Below are 18,602 nucleotides of genomic sequence, written 5' to 3' on the forward strand. Positions count from 1 at the left end.
CTTTTTTTTATGTCTTAGAATGTTTAAGCGAGTTCTTTTGCCCATTCACGCAAAATAAATTTCTGTAATTTTCCTGTCGAAGTTTTTGGAATTTCAGTAATGACCACATTTTTAGGAACTTTAAAACGAGCGAGTTCCTTTTGACAATGTGCAATAATTTCCTCAGGAGTTGCTGTAGCACCCGTTTTTAATTCAATAAATGCACAAGGTACTTCTTGCCAACGCTCATCCGGTTTTGCGACAACAGCTGCTGTTAAAACTGCTGGGTGTTTATATAAAACATCTTCAACTTCTAAAGATGAGATATTTTCACCACCTGAAATAATAATATCTTTAGAGCGATCCGTAATTTTTGCATAACCATCAGGGTGACAAACCGCTAAATCACCCGTGTGGAACCAGCCACCTGCAAAAGCTTCTTCTGTTGCTTTTGGATTTTTCAGATATCCTTTCATGACAATATTGCCACGGAACATGATTTCTCCCATGGTGTCGCAATCATTTGGTACGGGTTGCATAGTTTCAGGGTCTAATACACGCATGCTATCTTGAAGTGGATAAGGCACACCTTGGCGAGAATGCAATTGGGCTTGCTCGGTAATTGAAAGCTCATTCCACCCAGCTTGAGAGGCGCAAAGGGCAGATGGACCATAAGTTTCTGTTAAACCGTAAACATGATTTACATTAATTCCAATATTTCGCATTCCTTCTATTACAGCCACAGGTGGAGCTGCTCCCGCAACCATAACCTCAACATGGTGTTCAATGCTTGGCTGCTTTTCTTTTGGTAAGTTAATAATCATGGATAGAACAATCGGTGCGCCGCAGAAGTAATCAACTTTGTATTTGGCAATAAGCTGCATGACCAGTTCGGGATCAACTTTGCGCAGACAAATATTGGTTCCTCCACTTGCTGCAATACTCCATGCAAAGCACCAGCCATTACAATGAAATAGCGGTAGGGTCCATAAATATATAGCTCTAGGCTTCATACCACAGGCTAAAATATTGCTCGCCGCATTTAAATAAGCCCCACGGTGATGGTAAACCACGCCTTTGGGATTGCCAGTTGTTCCTGATGTATAATTTAAACTAATCGCATCCCATTCATCTTGTGGTAAATGCCATTCGAAATTAGCATCACCTTGAGCTAACCATTCTTCATATTCAAAAGAACCAAGAAATTGATTTTCACCTTCATACTCTTCATCAGCAACATCAATCACAATAATGTGTTGATGAGGGATAAGCGCAAGGGCCTCTCTAGCCAAATTAACAAACTCTGGATCAACTAACAGGACTTTCGTTTCAGCATGCTCTAGCATGAAGGCGATGGTTTTAGCATCTAAGCGAGTATTTAGTGTATTAAGAACAGCACCAGCCATAGGTACAGCAAAATGAGCTTCAATCATTGCAGGTATATTGGGTAATAACACTGAAACAGTATCGTTCTTAACAATTCCCAGTTGTTGAAGTTGAGATGCAAATTGCCGACAACGCTGATAAGTTTCTTTCCATGAAATCTGGCGCTGACCATGAATAATCGCAGCTTGATTTGGATATATATAGGCTGCTCGTTCTAAGTAGCGTAAAGGTGATAAAGCAACAAAGTTCGCTGGTGTACGCGGTAACTCGTCATAAGCACTAACCATGTGAAAAAACTCCATGTTTTATTTTTAGTTCATTGTTTAAAAAGATATGGCTTAATATTGAACAAGACATTAATGCTTTAGTCTTAAAAAGAAATACCCCTCAGTCAGAAAATGAGCAGAAATGCTATTTCCATCATCTTAAAGCAGTTCTGATGAATAATTATCCTATTTATGTATTTCTTAAAATTTGGGTAGGGCGTTTATTAAAGTCACTTATTGCTGTTTACCGTATAAGCAAAATGTATTTATCATTTTATGAGTACAAAGGTTTTCACTTGGCTTGAACAAGTGTAAAATCTTTCAGGTTTTTAATTTTGATTTACACCGTTTTTATATTTTGAGGCTTGCCTCGATCATAATCTCGCGGTGAAATGCTCCTTCGTATAGGGCATCACTCCTTAAGGATTTTTTTATGCCAATTCTCACATTGCCAAATGGCGATCAAAAGAGTTTTGATCACCCTGTATCTGTTATGGAAGTCGCTCAAAGTATTGGGCCTGGTTTAGCAAAAAATACTGTTGCTGGACGAGTAAATGATCGCTTAGTTGATGCATGTGACTTAATTACCGAAGACTCGACCTTACAAATTATCACTCCAAAAGATGAAGAAGGTCTTGAGATCATTCGCCACTCTTGTGCACACCTTGTAGGGCATGCAGTAAAACAGCTTTTCCCTGAAGCAAAGATGGTGATTGGTCCAGTCATCGAAGAAGGTTTCTATTACGACATCTGGATGCCACGTCCTTTCACATTAGATGATATGGCAGCGATCGAAGAGCGTATGAAAAAACTCATCGATCAAGATTACGATGTTGTTAAAAAGATGACTCCACGTGATGAAGTCATTGCTGAATTTACTGCACGTGGTGAAGAATATAAATTACGCTTGATTGCAGACATGCCTGAAGAAACACAAATGGGCTTGTACTACCATCAAGATTATTTAGATATGTGTCGTGGTCCTCACGTACCGAATACCAAATTCTTAAAATCATTCAAACTCACTAAAATCTCTGGTGCATACTGGCGTGGTGATGCGAAGAATGAACAACTTCAACGTATTTATGGTACAGCTTGGGCTGATAAAAAACAGTTAGCAGCTTATATCAAGCGTATTGAAGAAGCTGAAAAGCGTGACCACCGTAAAATTGGTAAAGCATTAGATTTGTTCCATATGCAAGAAGAAGCACCGGGTATGGTGTTCTGGCATGCCAATGGTTGGACTATTTATCAAGTACTAGAGCAGTACATGCGTAAAGTTCAGCAAGACAATGGTTACCAAGAAATCAAAACTCCGCAAATCGTAGACTTTACGCTTTGGGAGAAATCTGGTCACGCGGCAAACTATGCAGAAAACATGTTTACGACTCATTCTGAAAGTCGTAACTATGCTGTAAAACCAATGAACTGTCCTTGTCACGTTCAAGTGTTCAACCAAGGATTAAAATCTTACCGTGATTTACCGATTCGTTTAGCTGAGTTTGGTTCTTGTCACCGTAATGAGCCATCTGGTTCTTTACACGGTATTATGCGTGTTCGTGGTTTTACACAAGATGATGCACATATCTTCTGTACCAAAGAACAGATCGGTAAAGAAGTTGCAGACTTTATTAAACTCACTTTAGATGTTTATAAAGACTTTGGCTTTGAAGAAGTTCAAATGAAATTATCTACTCGTCCAGAAAAACGTGTAGGTGATGATGCACTTTGGGATTTAGCTGAAAAATCTTTGGCAGATGCTTTAGATGCAGCAAATCTTAAGTGGGAATTGCAGCCGGGTGAGGGCGCATTCTATGGTCCGAAGATTGAGTTCTCTTTAAAAGACTGTCTTGGTCGTGTATGGCAATGTGGTACCATTCAATGTGACTTCAACTTGCCAGTTCGTTTAGACGCTTCTTATGTGACTGAAGAAAACGAGCGTGATCAGCCTGTAATGTTGCATCGTGCAATTCTTGGCAGTTTTGAGCGTTTTATTGGTATACTAATTGAACACTACGCTGGTTTTATGCCACCTTGGTTGTCACCAGTACAAGCATGTGTCATGAATATCACTGATGCTCAAGCTGAAGCAAGTGAGCAAGTTGTAGCAAAACTCAAGGAAAATGGCCTGCGTGCTATTTCTGACTTGAGAAATGAAAAAATCGGATTTAAGATTCGTGAGCGTACTCTAGAGCGCATTCCTTACCTGTTAGTTCTTGGTGATCGAGAAGTTGAAGAAGGTACAGTGAATGTACGTACTCGCTCAGGAAAAAATTTAGGTACTATGTCAGTGGATGCTTTCATTGACTTAGTGAAATCTGCCGTCGCCGAACGTGGCCGGTATATTGTGGAGTAAGAAAGATTAAACAGCCTGACCGTAACCAACAACAAGGTGCAAAGAGTAACCGTCCAGCAATTAACGATGAGATCCGTGCAAAAGAAGTACGCCTCGTCGCTGCTGATGGTGAGCAAAAAGGAATTGTTTCATTAAATGAAGCACTGCGTGCTGCTGAGGATGCAGATCTTGACCTTGTTGAGATTGTCGCAAACGCTGAGCCGCCTGTTTGTAAAATCATGGATTACAACAAGCACTTGTTTGACCTGAAACAGAAGCAAAAAGATGCCAAGAAAAAACAGCATCAAGTGCAAGTGAAGGAAATCAAACTACGCCCAGCGACTGATGTAGGTGACTATCAAGTTAAGCTTCGTGCTATTTTGAAATTCCTTGAAGAAGGTAACAAAGTCAAAATCACCTTACGTTTCCGTGGTCGTGAAATGGCTCACCAACAACTTGGTTTAGCTCAATTACAAAAAATTGAAGCAGACGTAGCTGAGTTCGGTGTTGTAGAGCAAGCACCGAAAATGGAAGGCCGACAAATGGGTATGTTACTTGGACCTAAAAAGAAAAAGTAATACTCAAAAAAAGCACTGCAAAAGCAGTGCTTTTTTATGCCTCTCATTTCTAGATTTAATTTCTTAGAAACGTCATTTAATAACTGTTTAACCTAAAGGTATTCTCAAATTTTATTTGTTTTTTAGTGTTGGAAATCTCATCGTATTCCCTAAAACATGCTATAACGCAAGACGCAGTCATGATAATGATGAATAGGAAAATAGAATGATTGATCTATATTATTGGGGAACACCCAATGGACATAAAATCACAATAGCCTTAGAAGAAATGGGACTGGATTACACCCTTTATCCAATTAATATTTTAGAAAATGATCAATTTCAACCAGATTTCCTGAAAATTTCTCCAAATAACAAAATCCCTGCAATTGTCGATCAGAATGGTCCACGTGGTGAACCAATTTCAGTATTTGAATCAGGCGCGATCTTGCAATATTTAGGTCGAAAAACTGGTTTGTTCTATCCAACCGACGAGCAAGAGCGAGTTGAAGTAGAACAATGGCTCATGTGGCAAATGGGTGGTTTAGGGCCAATGTTAGGACAAAATCATCACTTCAATCGCTTTGCACCAGAGAAAATTCTTTATGCTATAGAGCGTTATGTAAATGAAACTAAGCGTTTATATGGTGTATTAAACAAACAACTTATAGGGCAAAAATTTGTTGCGGGGGAATACTCAATTGCTGAGTTGCGGGGGAATACTCAATTGCTGATATGGCAATTTTACCTTGGATCCTGCGCTATGAATGGCAGGGTATTCAATTAGAGGACTATCCATATGTGCAAGAATATATTGTCCGTTTAACAGCACGTCCTGCCGTACAAAAAGCTTTATCAATTAAAGTCATCTAAGTTTATTGGTAGTGTAATGAATAAAGTGAAAGGTAATTTGGTCTAATTTAATATGCTAAGTTACTTTTTACTTTTTTTGAGCGCTTTTGGAGCTGCCACATTATTACCACTACAATCAGAAGCTGTACTCGCTGCTTTATTATTAAAAAATCAACATTCCGCGTTTCTTCTCATTTCTGTCGCTACTTTCGGAAATGTACTAGGTTCATGTGTGAACTGGTGGCTAGGTTTAAAAATAGAACAGTTTAAATATAAAAAATGGTTTCCAGTTTCTGAAAAACGCCTTGAACAAGCTCAACGCTTTTATCATAAGTATGGCTTTTACTCGTTGCTCTTAAGTTGGACGCCTGTTATTGGTGACCCAATTACTTTGGTTGCAGGCTTATTCAAAGAAAATTTCTGGCGCTTTTTAATTATCGTTTTTATTGCTAAAGCTGGACGTTATATCTTTATTTACTGGGTAATTACTGATTTTATTTAAAATAAAAGCATCCGAAGATGCTTAAATTAAAACTATTTTTTAGTCTTCTGAGCTTTTGGTAATGTCGACTTTAAATAGGTCGTTGGTTTTTAGCCAACAGAACGTGACCACTGCAAGCGTCATACACCCACCAAAAATAGTTGCAGCAATAGTCCCCAAATATTTAGCTGCCAAGCCTGATTCAAATGCACCCAACTCATTACTTGATGAGACAAACATCCCATTTACCGCCGCAACGCGACCACGCATATTTTCTGGTGGGAAAATTTGCAAAATGGTTTGTCTAACCACAACAGAAATACTGTCACACGCACCTGTCATGGCAAGTGCAAAGAGTGATAACCACATATTGTTTGAGAAAGCGAAAAGGATCGTAAATACACCAAAACCTGCAACAGCAAGTAGCATGTTACGCCATGCATGTTGAGTTGGGGGAAAACGAGTCAAAGCAATCATGGTAATAAGTGCACCAATAGAGGGTGCGGCACGCAAATAACCTAATCCTTCAGGCCCGACTTTTAATATGTCTTCTGCAAAGATAGGGAGTAAGGCAATAACGCCTCCAAATAAAACAGAAGCAAGGTCTAAAGAAATTGCCCAGAGAACTATTTTGGTTTTCCAAATAAAGCGGAAACCATCACCTAAGCTTTCTAATACATTGGTCGTTTCAATTTTAGGAAAGCTACGTTTTTGGAGTAAGTTAATAAGAATAAAACAGATACTGAGTAGGGCTGCAACACTAAAAAGACTGGTTTCTCTGCCTAGGTAAGCAAGCATAAAACCGCCTAGCATAGGCCCAATAATCACACCACTTTGCCAACCAATGGTTGTCCATGTTGCACCGTTGGCATAAAGCTCTCGTGGAATTAAAAATGGTTTTAATGACGTAGCGGAAGGGTTATAAAAACCCCGTATTGTACCTAGACCAAAAATGACTGCATAAATACCCCAAGAAAGGAAATTTACACTGATATGACCTAAACCATGCAGATGGAACAGTAACCACAAAACTAAAGGTAGAGGTACTGAGAAAAATAAACAGATTTTCATAATGATCTGTTTATTAAACTTATCAGCAAAATAACCGCCCCAAAGCGATAGTGCAATAAAAGGAATTGCTTCTGCAAGACCAATTAAGCCTAAGGTTAAGGGATCTTTGGTGATTTGATAGAGTGAGTAAGCAACAATAATTTCTTGAATCAAAATTGCAAGGGTTAAGCAAAATTGATTAATGGTAACAATTGAGAAATCTCTATAGCGCAGTGCAGCGAATGCATCATGTTTCTGCATTTGAAATATCGTATGTTGATAATTTGATCATATTATAGAGACAAATAGCCGGATATGCTGAGATTATTGAGGTTTTATATTCTTATAAAAAGTGACAGATTTTTTAATCTTATTGGGTATTCATTCAAAAAAACGCTGTGAGTAGTTTTAATTTTAGTCAGCATGCTATAAAATACGCGCTTCCTTACCTGCAGGTCGATTTTGCAATGGTGCAATCGCGCCGAACAGGTGCCTAAAAGAGGTTACTATGGCTAAGTTAAAAACTCGCCGTGGTGCAGCTAAACGCTTCAAAGCGACTGCAAACGGTTTCAAGCGTAAACAAGCGTTCAAGCGCCACATCTTGACCAAAAAATCTGCTAAACGTATCCGTCAATTACGCGGCTGTGTAATGGTTCATGTTTCTGACATGAATTCAGTTCGTCGTATGTGCCCATACATCTAAGGAGATTATAAATGGCTCGTGTAAAACGTGGTGTAGTGGCTCATCGTCGTCACAAAAAAATTCTTGCTCGCGCTAAAGGTTACTACGGTGCTCGTTCACGCGTTTACCGCGTAGCGTTCCAAGCGGTAATCAAAGCTGGTCAATACGCTTACCGTGACCGCCGTCAAAAGAAACGTCAATTCCGTGCTTTATGGATTGCGCGTATCAATGCTGGTGCTCGTCAAAACGGTTTGTCTTACAGCCGTATGATCGATGGCTTGAAAAAAGCTCAAGTGATCATCGACCGTCGCGTATTAGCTGACATCGCTATGCATGATGCAGTAGCATTTGCTGCTTTAGCTGAAAAAGCTAAAGGCGCATTAGCTGCATAAGCTTAGAGATTCAAAGAAAGACCGCTTTTTAGCGGTCTTTTTTATTTTTAGTGGTCTTATAAAAAGAGAAAATAATCAGAGATAAATGATGAAAGACGAAAAATTTCTAAATGATTTAGTTCAAAAAGTACAGCAAGGTCACCAGTATAAATACTTATATTTCTGGGGACATACGCCTAAACAAGCAGATCTTATTGATAAGAGCTGTTTTAGCCAGTGGTTCCCAGCGCAATTTAAAGTAGAAGGTGTCGAGTACTTTACTGCTGAGCACTATATGATGGCGCAAAAAGCAAAATTATTTAATGATGAAGAAATTTTTGCACAGATTTTGCAGGTTAAACATCCGAATGAAGCCAAACAGCTAGGTCGTAAAGTGCGTAATTATGATGAAAATATATGGCAAGAAAAACGTTTTGATATTGTAGTACAAGCGAACTTTGCTAAATTCTCTCAGCATCCGGAATTGAAAAAATTCTTATTGGCAACGAAAGACCGTATTTTAGTTGAAGCATCTCCAGTCGATAAAATCTGGGGCATTGGTATGGCTCAAGACCATCCACATATTCAAGATCCATCTTTATGGCAAGGTTTGAATTTGTTGGGTTTTGCTTTAATGCATGTTCGAGAGCAGTTTTTAGCTGACTAGGTTAGTGCTAGATCAATCAATACCTCATTTTTAAAAAGTAGTGAGGGAGGCGCATTGAAATCATTAAATGACACTGATATTCGTATAGCATCATTTAAAGATGCATTATCTATTGCAGAAGTACATGTACAGGGTTGGAAAGAAACCTACACAGGTATGATTAAGCAAGAAATATTAGATGAGCTTACAGTATTAGATAAAGAACAGTTATGGAAAGAAATAAGCAGAAGTCCTGACCATAAATTATTTGTCTATACTGAAAATGGAATAGTGAAGGGCTTTCTCGATGGTTATCTAAATCCAGAGAATAATATGGCTCAAATTCTTGCTTTTTATCTTTTAGCAGAGGTTCAAAAGCAGGGAATAGGGCGTGAGCTATTTCAAAAGTTCTATCAATGTGCTTTAAACCAAGGTTACGCTTTTATTCGTTTAGATGTATTTAATAAAAATCCGAGCCGTTTCTTCTATGAAAAAATGGGAGCCAAATTAATTGGTGAAACCGAACTGCCAGAGTTCGGCTTCGGAATAACAGAGCTACTTTATCAATGGGAACTTTAATCTTGATTAAAGCCCAAAATAATAAGCTAATGCACAAATAATCACTGTTAGAACAATCAGCTTAATTACACCTGTTCCTCCAGTCTTATGATGGTGTGGAGCTTTTAAATGTGCTGTAGGCTCATGTGTTGCATCAAAAGGAGAGGGTTTTTCGACAGGTTTTAATTGAGCAGTTTGATAATGATTGGCAGCTTTAACAATCAGCTTTGCGAATAGATCATCAGTTTTATGGGTAAAATTTCTTAAGTTAATAATTTGTTCTTGGTCTAAGTCTTCCCCTAAAGGATCATTTGCGGCGCGTTTCTTTTGCTCCAAATAATCTGATAAAGCCTGAGTGCGGTAGAGCAGTTGATGTGCACAATCAGCTGGATAATTTTCAGGAATAAGTGCAAGAGTTGGTTGATGATCTATTGAGATTTGATGAGTTGACCCATCAAAATATTTTTTCTCAAATTTAGGTTCTTCAAAACCTGCTGCATACTTACTTCGAAATAACTCAGATTCCATAAAGTCAGCAATTTCATCCCATTGAGGGGCTTTTAAGTCAGCTTCGACTTTTTTAGATAATTTTTCGTTCAGCTCAAAACGCCAAAAAGTTTCTAAACGTAAATCACTGCGCTGATTTAAAGGTGGTTCAAACTCGTTATCGCTGCTATACCATTCGGCAAGTTCATGGCCAAAAATCCACGCAATTTTCTTATTGTTTTGATGGCTCACAATAAAGTGAGTATAAGGTAAAAGTTCGACATTATTATTCGGATTTTGCTCTTCATTCAAGATTGTTGATAAATGAAGAGAGATCTGGGTTGTTCCTTGCTTTTTGAGTGCTTCTAGCCAGACTTGGAAATGTTGAGCAAGTAAATGCTGTGAAATTAAGTCACGAAATTGAAAACTATGTTGGTCAAAAATATGATGTTGTCGCCATTGGTTAAAGCTTAAATTTTGGCGAAGGTATTCATTACCGTAGGTCACAAGTGTAAGTTGTTGTTTCCAAATCTGATTGAGCGCCATAATAATTGATCTCGTTGACGATGCTATTATTTTATACGTTTTATCTTTTTGTTGCCTAATACATTTTTCATGATGGATAAACTTCATCAATTCGATGAAAAACTGTTAGAATGCAGAGTTTTATTATATTTTTAAATTTGTTGCTTTGAGAGTTACTATGTCACTGGAAGCCCTGACCACAGAAGCGCTTGCTGCCATTGCAGCAGCTCAAGACCTTGTTGCACTTGATCAGGTGCGTGTGCAATTTACAGGGAAAAAAAGCCAGCTTGCAGAACAATCGAAAGCATTAGGGAAAATGGACCCTGAAGAACGTAAAGTACAAGGTGCTGCGATTCATGCTGTTCGAGAAACAATTAATAGCGCTTTAACCGAGCGTCAAACAGCACTACAACAAGCTGCACTGGCGCAAAAACTAGCAAGTGAAACTATTGATGTTACTTTGCCAGGCCGTGGACAGCGTATTGGTACAGTTCATCCTGTTACTCAAGTTCAAGAACGTATTTGCCAGTTCTTTACTAAAGCTGGTTTCACGGTTGCAACAGGACCAGAAGTTGAAGATGACTATCATAACTTTGAAGCATTAAACATCCCTGGTCACCATCCTGCACGTGCTATGCACGATACTTTCTATTTCGATGCAAACCATTTGTTGCGTACGCATACTTCTGGTGTGCAAATTCGTACTATGGAAACAAGTCAGCCGCCAATCCGTATTGTGTGCCCAGGCCGTGTATATCGTTGTGACTCAGATCAGACGCATTCGCCAATGTTCCATCAAATCGAAGGTTTGTACGTTGCAGAGAACACCAGCTTTGCTGAATTAAAAGGTTTATTAATTAACCTGCTGAATGAATTTTTTGAGAAAGATTTAAAAGTACGTTTCCGCCCGTCATATTTTCCATTTACAGAGCCTAGTGCAGAAGTAGATATCATGGATGAGCGTGGACGTTGGTTAGAAGTATTAGGCTGTGGCATGGTACATCCAAATGTATTGCGTGCTGCGGGTATTGATCCTGATAAATACAAAGGTTTTGCTTTTGGTTTAGGGGTAGAGCGTTTTGCAATGTTGCGTTATGGCATCAATGATTTGCGTATGTTCTATCAAAATGACGTGCGTTTCTTACGCCAATTTGCCTAACAGTTTTTCAGGATTAAATAAGGTTTATAAAGATGAAGATTAGCGAAAATTGGTTACGCACATGGGTTAACCCTGCAATTGATAGTGATACATTATCTGATCAGTTAACTATGCTTGGTCTTGAGGTAGATGAATTAGCACCTGTTGCTAAACCGTTTACTGGGGTTGTGGTTGGTGAAGTTCTAACAGTTGAACAACATCCAGATGCAGATCGTTTACGCGTAACAACAGTGAATATTGGTTCAAGTGAGCCATTACAAATCGTATGTGGTGCGCCAAATGTTCGAGCTGGTATGAAAGCGCCTGTGGCAACCATCGGTGCAATATTACCGGGTGATTTTAAAATCAAAAAAGGTAAGCTTCGTGGTGTTGAGTCACAAGGTATGTTGTGCGGCGCTTCTGAAATTGACCTTGAAGATAAAATCGATGGTTTGCTTGAGTTACCTGCCGATGCTCCAGTAGGGGTAAATATCCGTGAATACTTGAAACTTGATGATAATGTCATCGATATCAGTATTACGCCAAACCGCGGTGACTGTTTTAGTATTCGTGGTATCGCTCGTGAAATTGCGGTTATTAATCAACTGCAAATGAATGAACCTGAAATCAAATCGGTTGATGCGACAATTACTGATGAGAAAAAAGTAATTATCAGTACTGAAGGTACTCCACGTTACTTAGGTCGTATCATCAAGAATGTGAATGTAAAAGCTGCTACTCCTGAATGGATGGAACAAGCTTTAGCACGTTCAGGAATTCGTACACATAGTATTTTGGTTGATGTGACGAACTACGTCCTCATGGAATTGGGTCAGCCAATGCATGCTTTCGATTTAGCAAAAATCGAAGGAACAGTGCATGTTCGCCAAGCTAAGCCGCAAGAAAAGCTACAACTTTTAAATGATCAGGAAGTTGAGCTGCAAGAAGATATAATGGTTATTGCAGATGACCAGAAAGCTTTAGCAATTGCTGGGATTATGGGTGGTCTAGCATCAAGTGTAACTGATGACACAACTGATATTTTCCTAGAAAGTGCTTTCTTTGCACCACTTGCGATTGCTGGGCGTGCTCGTCGTTTTGGTTTGCATACAGACTCTTCGCAGCGTTATGAACGTGGTGTAGATTTTGAATTGCCATTAATTGCAATGAATCGTGCTTCTCAGCTTATTCAAGAGTTAGCTGGTGGTGAGTTTGGTCCAATTACTATGGCTGAACAAACGAATCTCCTTCCAAAACGTGATGCAATTGAGCTTAAGCAAAGTCAGGTAGACCAATTGTTGGGATATCAAGTTGCTGCTGAATTTATTGCAGATGCTTTAACTCGACTAGGATGTGTCGTAACTCTTAAAGCTGAAGGCGAGTGGAGTGTAGTTCCACCATCACATCGTTATGATATGGCAATTTATCAAGATTTGATTGAAGAAGTTGCACGTATTGATGGCTATGACAATATCCAGATTAGCCTACCAAGCATGGATGTTCAGCTTGCTAAGTATCAAGATCGTTTTGAAATTGCACAACTACGCCAAACAGTAGTTACTTTGGGTTACCAAGAAGCAATCAGCTTTAGCTTTGCTGATGCAAAACTTGAAAAGCAGCTCAACCCACAAGTTAACCCGTTAATGCTTGCTAACCCAATCTCAAGTGATTTGGCAGCTATGCGTAGCACGTTGCTTTCTAGCTTAATTCCTTGTGTACAATATAATCTAAACCGTCAGCAAAGCCGTGTGCGTTTCTTTGAGCTTGGTTTGCGTTTCGATTATCAAAATGCCACGACTATTCAAGACTTAAAGCAAATCCCAACGTTAGCTTTAATTGCTGTAGGTTCTCGTGAACCTGAATCATGGCATGTTAAGCCACAGCCAATGGATTTCTTTGACTTCAAAGGTGAAGTAGAAGAAGTTTTAGCTGCGGGTCGTGTTAAAGTTGAATATGTTCGTTCAGAGCGTGCTTGGTTACATCCGGGACAATCAGCTGAAATTTTAGTTGATGGTAAATCAATTGGTTACTTAGGTCGCTTACACCCATCTTTAGAAAATGATCTAGATTTGAGCACAACTTGGGTTGCTGAACTTGATCAGGCTGCGGTTTTGCAATCTTATGTATCTAATTTTACAGAATTATCACGTTTTCCTTCGGTTAGACGTGATATTGCGCTTTTAATCTCTGATAATATAAATGTTAGAGATATTCAGCAGTTAATCGAAAAAACTGGTGGAGAGCTTTTAGACTCTACTTGGTTATTCGATGTGTATACGGGGCAGGGTGTCGAAGAAGGTAAACGCTCATTAGCGTTTGCACTGCTATGGCAACATCCTTCACGTACGCTTGAAGATGCTGAAATTAAATCTGGTATGGACAATATAATCCAAGTGTTGGAAAACACTTATCAAGCGACATTGAGGGCCTCATGACAGCACTAACTAAAGCAGACATGGCTGATCATTTAAGTGAGTTAACCAGCTTAAATCGCCGTGAAGCAAAACAAATGGTCGAGTTGTTCTTTGACGAAATTAGCCAAGCGCTTATCGCGGGTGAACAAGTTAAGCTTTCTGGTTTCGGTAATTTCGAACTTAGAGATAAACGTGAACGTCCAGGACGTAATCCGAAAACGGGTGAAGAAATTCCGATTTCTGCTCGCCGTGTAGTGACCTTTAGAGCGGGTCAGAAATTTAGACAACGCGTTGGAAATGAGCAGATCGATTGATCTGCTTTTTTTTATTTATAATTTAGGATTAATTCTAGCTTGTGTTCTGATAAATCCACTTTATAGATAAATCAGATATATTTTTGCTTAAGCTATAAAATTTAGGCGTAAAAAAAGAGGACATAATGTCCTCTTTTTTATCTAATCTAGGATATAGATTAGTGTGCAGCAGAAGCAGCAGCGTCAGTAGCAGCAGCAGCAGCGTCAGAAGCAGCAACAGCAGCGTCAGAAGCAGCAGCAGTTTCAGAAGCAGCAGCGTCAACAGCAGTAGCAGCTTCAGAAGCAGCAGCAGTAGCTTCAGAAGCAGCAGCTACAGCTTCAGATGCAGCAGCAGCAGCTGGAGCTTCTTCTTTCTTAGAACAACCAACGAAAGCTAAAGTAGCAGCAACAGCAGCAGCAACAGCGAATTTTTTGAATAACATGGCATCACTCTCACAAAAAAAATTTGAGATTAAAAAAACCTAAGTTAGGCTGTTTTGCTTTTATTATTCCTAAACGTAGCTAGGTAACAACGCATGGAGCAGTCTAACTGGTCTGCCGCTATGCTATCACTGCGAATGTTGAAATACTACTGTCACCTGTCAAAAAAGCGTAGAAAAATCGAAAAAATAGACTGTTTTTTAACAGAAAAAAACAATCAATTAGGTGGAATATATTGGAAAAGGCATAAGTAAACTACTAAAAAACCTAATTTTTTTATATTAAAAATATTTGTTTTCAATTGCTTAAATATATTCTTACATAGGAAAAGACAAAATGTATTTTTGTGTAAAGCTTGTCAACCAAATAAAAAAGCTACTCATGAGAGTAGCTTTTTGAAGACAATCACTATGATTAAGTTGAAGCTTTACGTTTCATCTGATCAAAGAAATCATCATTTGTTTTGGTTTCTTTCATACGGTCAAGTAAGAATTCCATAGCAGCCAATTCATCCATAGGGTGAAGAAGTTTGCGAAGGATCCAGACTTTGCGTAATTTATCTTCATCCATTAAACGTTCTTCACGACGTGTGCCTGATTTCTTAATATTCATGGCAGGGAAGACACGCTTCTCAGCAATACGGCGATCAAGTGTAATTTCTTGGTTACCTGTACCTTTGAATTCTTCGTAAATTACGTCATCCATTTTACTGCCAGTTTCAATAAGCGCAGTAGAAATGATTGTTAAAGAACCGCCTTCTTCGATGTTACGAGCAGCACCAAAGAAACGTTTTGGACGTTCTAATGCGTGTGCATCTACACCACCTGTTAATACCTTACCTGATGAAGGAATCACAGTGTTGTATGCACGAGCTAGACGGGTAATAGAGTCAAGCAAGATTACAACGTCTTTTTTATGTTCAACTAGACGTTTAGCTTTTTCAATAACCATTTCGGCAACTTGTACGTGACGCGCAGGCGCTTCATCAAATGTTGAAGCAACAACTTCACCACGTACTGTACGTTCCATTTCAGTTACTTCTTCTGGACGCTCATCAATGAGTAAAACAATAAGGAAAACTTCCGGATTGTTTCTGACAATTGATTGAGCAATGTTTTGAAGTAACATTGTTTTACCCGCTTTTGGCGGTGCAACAATAATAGAACGTTGACCTTTACCGATTGGTGCAACTAAGTCGACTACACGTGCAGTCAAATCTTCTGTTGTACCATTACCTAATTCCATTACCAGTTGTTCGGTTGGGAAAAGAGGAGTTAAGTTTTCAAATAAGATTTTATTACGTGAATTTTCTGGTGTGTCATAGTTAATTTGATTAACTTTGAGCAAAGCAAAATAACGTTCACCTTCTTTCGGAGGGCGAATAGTACCTGTGATGGTGTCACCTGTACGCAAGTTAAAGCGTCGGATTTGTGAAGGACTCACATAAATATCATCCGGACCAGCTAAATACGAACCTGCGGCAGAGCGCAAAAAACCAAAACCATCAGAGAGAATTTCAAGAACGCCGTCACCAAAAATTTCTTCGCCATTCATTGCATGGCGTTTCAAGATGGCAAAGATAATATCTTGCTTTCGGTTACGAGCCATACCTTCAAGGCCCATAAATTCAGCAATTTTAATTAGTTCGCCGATTGGTTTTTTCTTGAGTTCAGTTAAGTTCATAGGGGTCAGAATTAGGAAAGAGTAGAGTGTGGTTTAAAAAGAAGAAAAATCGCTCGCATACAAAAAAGAGTATCGCAATTGTATTTACACAATAACAATTCAGAAGTCTGATTAACTGTTTCGAAGAGAAATGTGAAAAAACAATTTCTGTTGCCGAGTGGCGATCTTTATGTTTGTGTCTTGTAAGAAGCCGGACAGAAGACGATTCCCTTCAGTGCCTCTTGAGCATGCAATATAAGTGAGATCAGCTAATTTGTCAATTTATAGCCGAAAAAAATACGCTATAAAGGTATAGCGTATTTTCATCTAAGCGTTCCGTCTTAAACGTTTTCGTCAATGAAGCTAACGAGTTTAGAACGAGGTACAGCGCCAATTTGTTGAGCTACTACTTCACCATTTTTGAAAAGTAATAGAGCAGGAATATTACGGATATTGTATTTCACTGCCGTATCTTCGCAAGAAGTCACGTCAACTTTAACGATTTTTACTTTACCAGCATATTCACTTGATAAATCTTCAAGAACAGGTGCAATTGCTTTACAAGGTGCACACCAACCTGCCCAGAAGTCAACAAGTACAGGTGTTTCAGCGTCTAGAACATCTGCTTGGAAGTTATCATCAGTTGTATTTACAATAGTCGCAGACATGGTACGGCTCCAATTTTTAGAAAAAAGTGCTATCACTATAGGAGAAAATTATCTCTATCAGTATTACATAGCTACTTAGTTCAATGTAAGGGTTTGATGCTATTATTCAAGGCTTAACTAAATTTGTCTAATGGATGCTCACGATATCCATCATCGGCTTGTACAATCGTTTAACAAATAGAAAAATATCGATGGCTATTAATTGTTGATGAAAATGGCTTTTCAATTGCATTCTTGTGAATTACTCTAGGCGTGAATTGTTATGGGTTTAGTTCAATAATGTCTGATTTTCTGATTGATGAAGAATTACTTGCTGCTATAGATATGGGGTCGAACAGTTTTCACCTTGCCATTGCACGGGTAGATCATGGTGAAGTTAAAAAAGTGGCTTCAATGTCAGAAAAAGTACAGCTTGCAGCTGGTCTTGATGAAAATAAAAATTTAACAGAAGCAGCTCAGCAACGTGGATTAGCATGTTTAGCTCGTTTTGTCGGACGTTTAAGTTCTGTTCAACCCAATCGTTTAAGAATTGTGGCAACAAACGCTTTACGTCAGGCCAAAAATGGTCATGAGTTTATTCAAAAAGCGGCTGAAATTTTGCCTAAACCGATTGAAATTATTGCAGGACGTGAAGAAGCACGACTGATTTATCTGGGTGTATCCCACACGATGGCCAATGGTGGGCGCCGTTTAGTTGTTGATATTGGTGGTGGTTCTACCGAATTTATTATTGGCGAAGAGTTTGAGCCAATTTATACCGAATCATTGCAAATGGGATGTGTAGCTTATACAAAAGCCTATTTTGCTGATGGTGAAATCACACAAAAAGCATTTGATAAAGCCGTGGTGGCTGCCCGTAAAGAGCTTTCAGCGATTGCAACAACTTACAAAATGGAAGGTTGGGATACAGTTGTTGGATCAAGTGGAACTATAAAAGCCTGCCGTCAAATTATGGTGAATATGGGACTAAGTGATGAACAAGAAAATGTCACTCGCGAAGGTCTCTATAAACTTAAAGATAAGTTGCTTAAGTTCAAAAATATTTCTGAAATTGATTTTGAAGGACTTCGGGAAGATCGACGAGCAGTTTTGCCAGCCGGATTGGCAATTTTGTACGCAGTTTTTGAAGTATTGGAAATTGAACATTTGGCATATTCTGATGGTGCATTACGTGAAGGAGTCATGTATGACCTATTAGGTCGTTTTAAACATGAAGATATCCGAGACCGTAGTGTACAAGCCCTAATGGGCCGTTATAACGCCGATCCGAAACAAGCAGAACGAGTTGTAAATACAGCACAACACTTATTTGATGGTGTTGCAAAGCCACTTAATTTAACCAGTGAAGACAGTGACTTACTGCGCCGTGCAGCCTATTTGCATGAAATTGGTTTAGCAATTAGTCATGGTGGTTATCATCGTCACGGTGCGTATTTATTGCAGCATTCTGATATTCCTGGCTTCTCACAAATTGACCAAAATCATCTTTCACATTTGGTTGCCCATCATCGCCGTAAATTGCGAAATGATGTAAAAAATGAAATTTTAAAGGCTGGCGGTCATAAATTACTTTACTTAAGTTTATTACTTCGCCTAGCAGTTTTACTCAACCATAGTCGCAGTGATCAGATGCTTCCTGCCATTGAATTGACCATCATAAATGATCAACAATGGCAGCTTAGTGTTTCTGGTGATGCCAAACAATGGCCATTGTTAGTTGCCGACTTGCATGATGAGCAAGAGCAGTTTAAGCATTGGGACATTGAATTGAATATTCAGTCGGAAAAATTTATCGATTAAAGGGATAATATT

General features: G+C 38.9%; 18 protein-coding genes and 2 pseudogenes. 14 read left to right on the plus strand and 6 right to left on the minus strand.

Features of this window, described 5'->3' with window-relative positions:
- Window positions 1–23: 23 nt before the first annotated feature.
- Entirely contained in the window at window positions 24–1,652 is a 1,629-nt protein-coding gene (locus ABLB96_RS05670) for an acyl-CoA synthetase (RefSeq protein ID WP_348895529.1), read from the minus strand.
- Window positions 1,653–2,064: 412 nt separating this feature from the next.
- On the opposite strand from ABLB96_RS05670, the gene thrS reads away from it, so the two are divergent.
- The 4 genes and pseudogenes from thrS (at window position 2,065) to ABLB96_RS05690 (ending at window position 5,877) form a co-directional block, all read left to right on the plus strand.
- Complete coding sequence (gene thrS / locus ABLB96_RS05675; RefSeq protein ID WP_348895528.1) at window positions 2,065–3,987, plus strand: threonine--tRNA ligase; 1,923 nt, start codon at window positions 2,065–2,067, stop codon at window positions 3,985–3,987.
- A gap of 5 nt (window positions 3,988–3,992) precedes the next feature.
- A complete protein-coding gene (gene infC / locus ABLB96_RS05680; RefSeq protein ID WP_077162708.1) occupies window positions 3,993–4,544 on the plus strand; it encodes a translation initiation factor IF-3 in 552 nt (183 codons plus the stop codon).
- A gap of 205 nt (window positions 4,545–4,749) precedes the next feature.
- Window positions 4,750–5,396: pseudogene (locus tag ABLB96_RS05685) on the plus strand (glutathione S-transferase N-terminal domain-containing protein).
- Between the two features lie 52 nt (window positions 5,397–5,448).
- Window positions 5,449–5,877: a YqaA family protein gene (locus tag ABLB96_RS05690; protein ID WP_348895527.1), complete on the plus strand. Its 429-nt coding sequence runs from the start codon at window positions 5,449–5,451 to the stop codon at window positions 5,875–5,877.
- Window positions 5,878–5,916: 39 nt separating this feature from the next.
- On the opposite strand, the gene nreB is transcribed toward ABLB96_RS05690, so the two are convergent.
- Window positions 5,917–7,167, minus strand: a complete 1,251-nt coding sequence (gene nreB / locus ABLB96_RS05695) for a nickel resistance MFS transporter NreB (RefSeq protein WP_039251143.1) — start codon at window positions 7,165–7,167, stop codon at window positions 5,917–5,919.
- A gap of 140 nt (window positions 7,168–7,307) precedes the next feature.
- Here nreB and ABLB96_RS05700 point away from each other — a divergent pair.
- The 5 genes and pseudogenes from ABLB96_RS05700 to ABLB96_RS05720 all read left to right on the plus strand — a co-directional run.
- Window positions 7,308–7,403, plus strand: a pseudogene (locus tag ABLB96_RS05700) (hypothetical protein); the annotation flags it as partial.
- A gap of 11 nt (window positions 7,404–7,414) precedes the next feature.
- On the plus strand, window positions 7,415–7,609 hold the full coding sequence (gene rpmI, locus ABLB96_RS05705; protein ID WP_002054552.1) for a 50S ribosomal protein L35: 195 nt from the start codon (window positions 7,415–7,417) through the stop codon (window positions 7,607–7,609).
- Between the two features lie 11 nt (window positions 7,610–7,620).
- Window positions 7,621–7,980 carry a 50S ribosomal protein L20 gene (gene rplT / locus ABLB96_RS05710; RefSeq protein WP_000124858.1) on the plus strand — a complete coding sequence of 120 codons (360 nt, stop codon included), beginning with the start codon at window positions 7,621–7,623 and terminating at the stop codon, window positions 7,978–7,980.
- Between the two features lie 88 nt (window positions 7,981–8,068).
- A complete protein-coding gene (locus ABLB96_RS05715) occupies window positions 8,069–8,626 on the plus strand; it encodes an NADAR family protein (protein WP_348895683.1) in 558 nt (185 codons plus the stop codon).
- 54 nt (window positions 8,627–8,680) lie between these two features.
- A complete protein-coding gene (locus ABLB96_RS05720) occupies window positions 8,681–9,184 on the plus strand; it encodes a GNAT family N-acetyltransferase (protein ID WP_348895526.1) in 504 nt (167 codons plus the stop codon).
- A 6-nt stretch (window positions 9,185–9,190) separates the two neighbouring features.
- On the opposite strand, the gene ABLB96_RS05725 is transcribed toward ABLB96_RS05720, so the two are convergent.
- A complete protein-coding gene (locus tag ABLB96_RS05725) occupies window positions 9,191–10,195 on the minus strand; it encodes a hypothetical protein (protein WP_348895525.1) in 1,005 nt (334 codons plus the stop codon).
- A gap of 157 nt (window positions 10,196–10,352) precedes the next feature.
- Here ABLB96_RS05725 and pheS point away from each other — a divergent pair, with 157 nt between their 5' ends.
- Genes pheS through ABLB96_RS05740 form a run of 3 tightly spaced genes read left to right on the plus strand, consistent with a single transcriptional unit; the run spans window position 10,353 to window position 14,040 of the window.
- Window positions 10,353–11,333 (plus strand): phenylalanine--tRNA ligase subunit alpha, encoded by a 981-nt coding sequence (gene pheS / locus ABLB96_RS05730; protein ID WP_348895524.1) that lies wholly within the window; start codon window positions 10,353–10,355, stop codon window positions 11,331–11,333.
- A gap of 32 nt (window positions 11,334–11,365) precedes the next feature.
- A complete protein-coding gene (gene pheT, locus ABLB96_RS05735; protein ID WP_348895523.1) occupies window positions 11,366–13,747 on the plus strand; it encodes a phenylalanine--tRNA ligase subunit beta in 2,382 nt (793 codons plus the stop codon).
- Window positions 13,744–14,040, plus strand: a complete 297-nt coding sequence (locus ABLB96_RS05740; protein WP_000126166.1) for an integration host factor subunit alpha — start codon at window positions 13,744–13,746, stop codon at window positions 14,038–14,040. The genes pheT and ABLB96_RS05740 overlap by 4 nt, the downstream gene beginning before the upstream one ends.
- 158 nt (window positions 14,041–14,198) lie before the next feature.
- On the opposite strand, the gene ABLB96_RS05745 is transcribed toward ABLB96_RS05740, so the two are convergent.
- On the minus strand, window positions 14,199–14,462 hold the full coding sequence (locus ABLB96_RS05745; RefSeq protein WP_348895522.1) for a hypothetical protein: 264 nt from the start codon (window positions 14,460–14,462) through the stop codon (window positions 14,199–14,201).
- Between the two features lie 93 nt (window positions 14,463–14,555).
- Here ABLB96_RS05745 and ABLB96_RS05750 point away from each other — a divergent pair, with 93 nt between their 5' ends.
- Complete coding sequence (locus tag ABLB96_RS05750; RefSeq protein ID WP_348895521.1) at window positions 14,556–14,714, plus strand: hypothetical protein; 159 nt, start codon at window positions 14,556–14,558, stop codon at window positions 14,712–14,714.
- 160 nt (window positions 14,715–14,874) lie between these two features.
- Here ABLB96_RS05750 and rho read toward each other — a convergent pair whose 3' ends face one another.
- Window positions 14,875–16,143, minus strand: a complete 1,269-nt coding sequence (gene rho / locus ABLB96_RS05755; RefSeq protein WP_001054522.1) for a transcription termination factor Rho — start codon at window positions 16,141–16,143, stop codon at window positions 14,875–14,877.
- A gap of 320 nt (window positions 16,144–16,463) precedes the next feature.
- Entirely contained in the window at window positions 16,464–16,790 is a 327-nt protein-coding gene (trxA, locus tag ABLB96_RS05760; RefSeq protein WP_002054512.1) for a thioredoxin, read from the minus strand.
- Between the two features lie 279 nt (window positions 16,791–17,069).
- Between trxA and ppx the strand changes: the two genes are divergently transcribed.
- The gene (ppx, locus tag ABLB96_RS05765; RefSeq protein WP_348895520.1) at window positions 17,070–18,590 is read left to right on the plus strand and encodes an exopolyphosphatase; all 1,521 of its coding nucleotides are present in this window, start codon (window positions 17,070–17,072) and stop codon (window positions 18,588–18,590) included.
- Window positions 18,591–18,602: the final 12 nt, after the last annotated feature.

The sequence above is a fragment of the Acinetobacter sp. XH1741 genome (genome assembly GCF_041021895.1).
In the GTDB taxonomy this organism is placed as follows: domain Bacteria; phylum Pseudomonadota; class Gammaproteobacteria; order Pseudomonadales; family Moraxellaceae; genus Acinetobacter.

Coding starts and splice junctions, on each gene's coding strand:
- ABLB96_RS05670 (WP_348895529.1), bottom strand. CDS start 1,652: ATGGTTAGTGCTTATGACGAGTTACCGCGTACACCAGCGAACTTTGTT.
- thrS (WP_348895528.1), top strand. CDS start 2,065: ATGCCAATTCTCACATTGCCAAATGGCGATCAAAAGAGTTTTGATCAC.
- ABLB96_RS05690 (WP_348895527.1), top strand. CDS start 5,449: ATGCTAAGTTACTTTTTACTTTTTTTGAGCGCTTTTGGAGCTGCCACA.
- nreB (WP_039251143.1), bottom strand. CDS start 7,167: ATGCAGAAACATGATGCATTCGCTGCACTGCGCTATAGAGATTTCTCA.
- rpmI (WP_002054552.1), top strand. CDS start 7,415: ATGGCTAAGTTAAAAACTCGCCGTGGTGCAGCTAAACGCTTCAAAGCG.
- rplT (WP_000124858.1), top strand. CDS start 7,621: ATGGCTCGTGTAAAACGTGGTGTAGTGGCTCATCGTCGTCACAAAAAA.
- ABLB96_RS05715 (WP_348895683.1), top strand. CDS start 8,069: ATGAAAGACGAAAAATTTCTAAATGATTTAGTTCAAAAAGTACAGCAA.
- ABLB96_RS05725 (WP_348895525.1), bottom strand. CDS start 10,195: ATGGCGCTCAATCAGATTTGGAAACAACAACTTACACTTGTGACCTAC.
- pheS (WP_348895524.1), top strand. CDS start 10,353: ATGTCACTGGAAGCCCTGACCACAGAAGCGCTTGCTGCCATTGCAGCA.
- pheT (WP_348895523.1), top strand. CDS start 11,366: ATGAAGATTAGCGAAAATTGGTTACGCACATGGGTTAACCCTGCAATT.
- ABLB96_RS05740 (WP_000126166.1), top strand. CDS start 13,744: ATGACAGCACTAACTAAAGCAGACATGGCTGATCATTTAAGTGAGTTA.
- ABLB96_RS05745 (WP_348895522.1), bottom strand. CDS start 14,462: ATGTTATTCAAAAAATTCGCTGTTGCTGCTGCTGTTGCTGCTACTTTA.
- ABLB96_RS05750 (WP_348895521.1), top strand. CDS start 14,556: ATGGAGCAGTCTAACTGGTCTGCCGCTATGCTATCACTGCGAATGTTG.
- rho (WP_001054522.1), bottom strand. CDS start 16,143: ATGAACTTAACTGAACTCAAGAAAAAACCAATCGGCGAACTAATTAAA.
- trxA (WP_002054512.1), bottom strand. CDS start 16,790: ATGTCTGCGACTATTGTAAATACAACTGATGATAACTTCCAAGCAGAT.
- ppx (WP_348895520.1), top strand. CDS start 17,070: ATGTCTGATTTTCTGATTGATGAAGAATTACTTGCTGCTATAGATATG.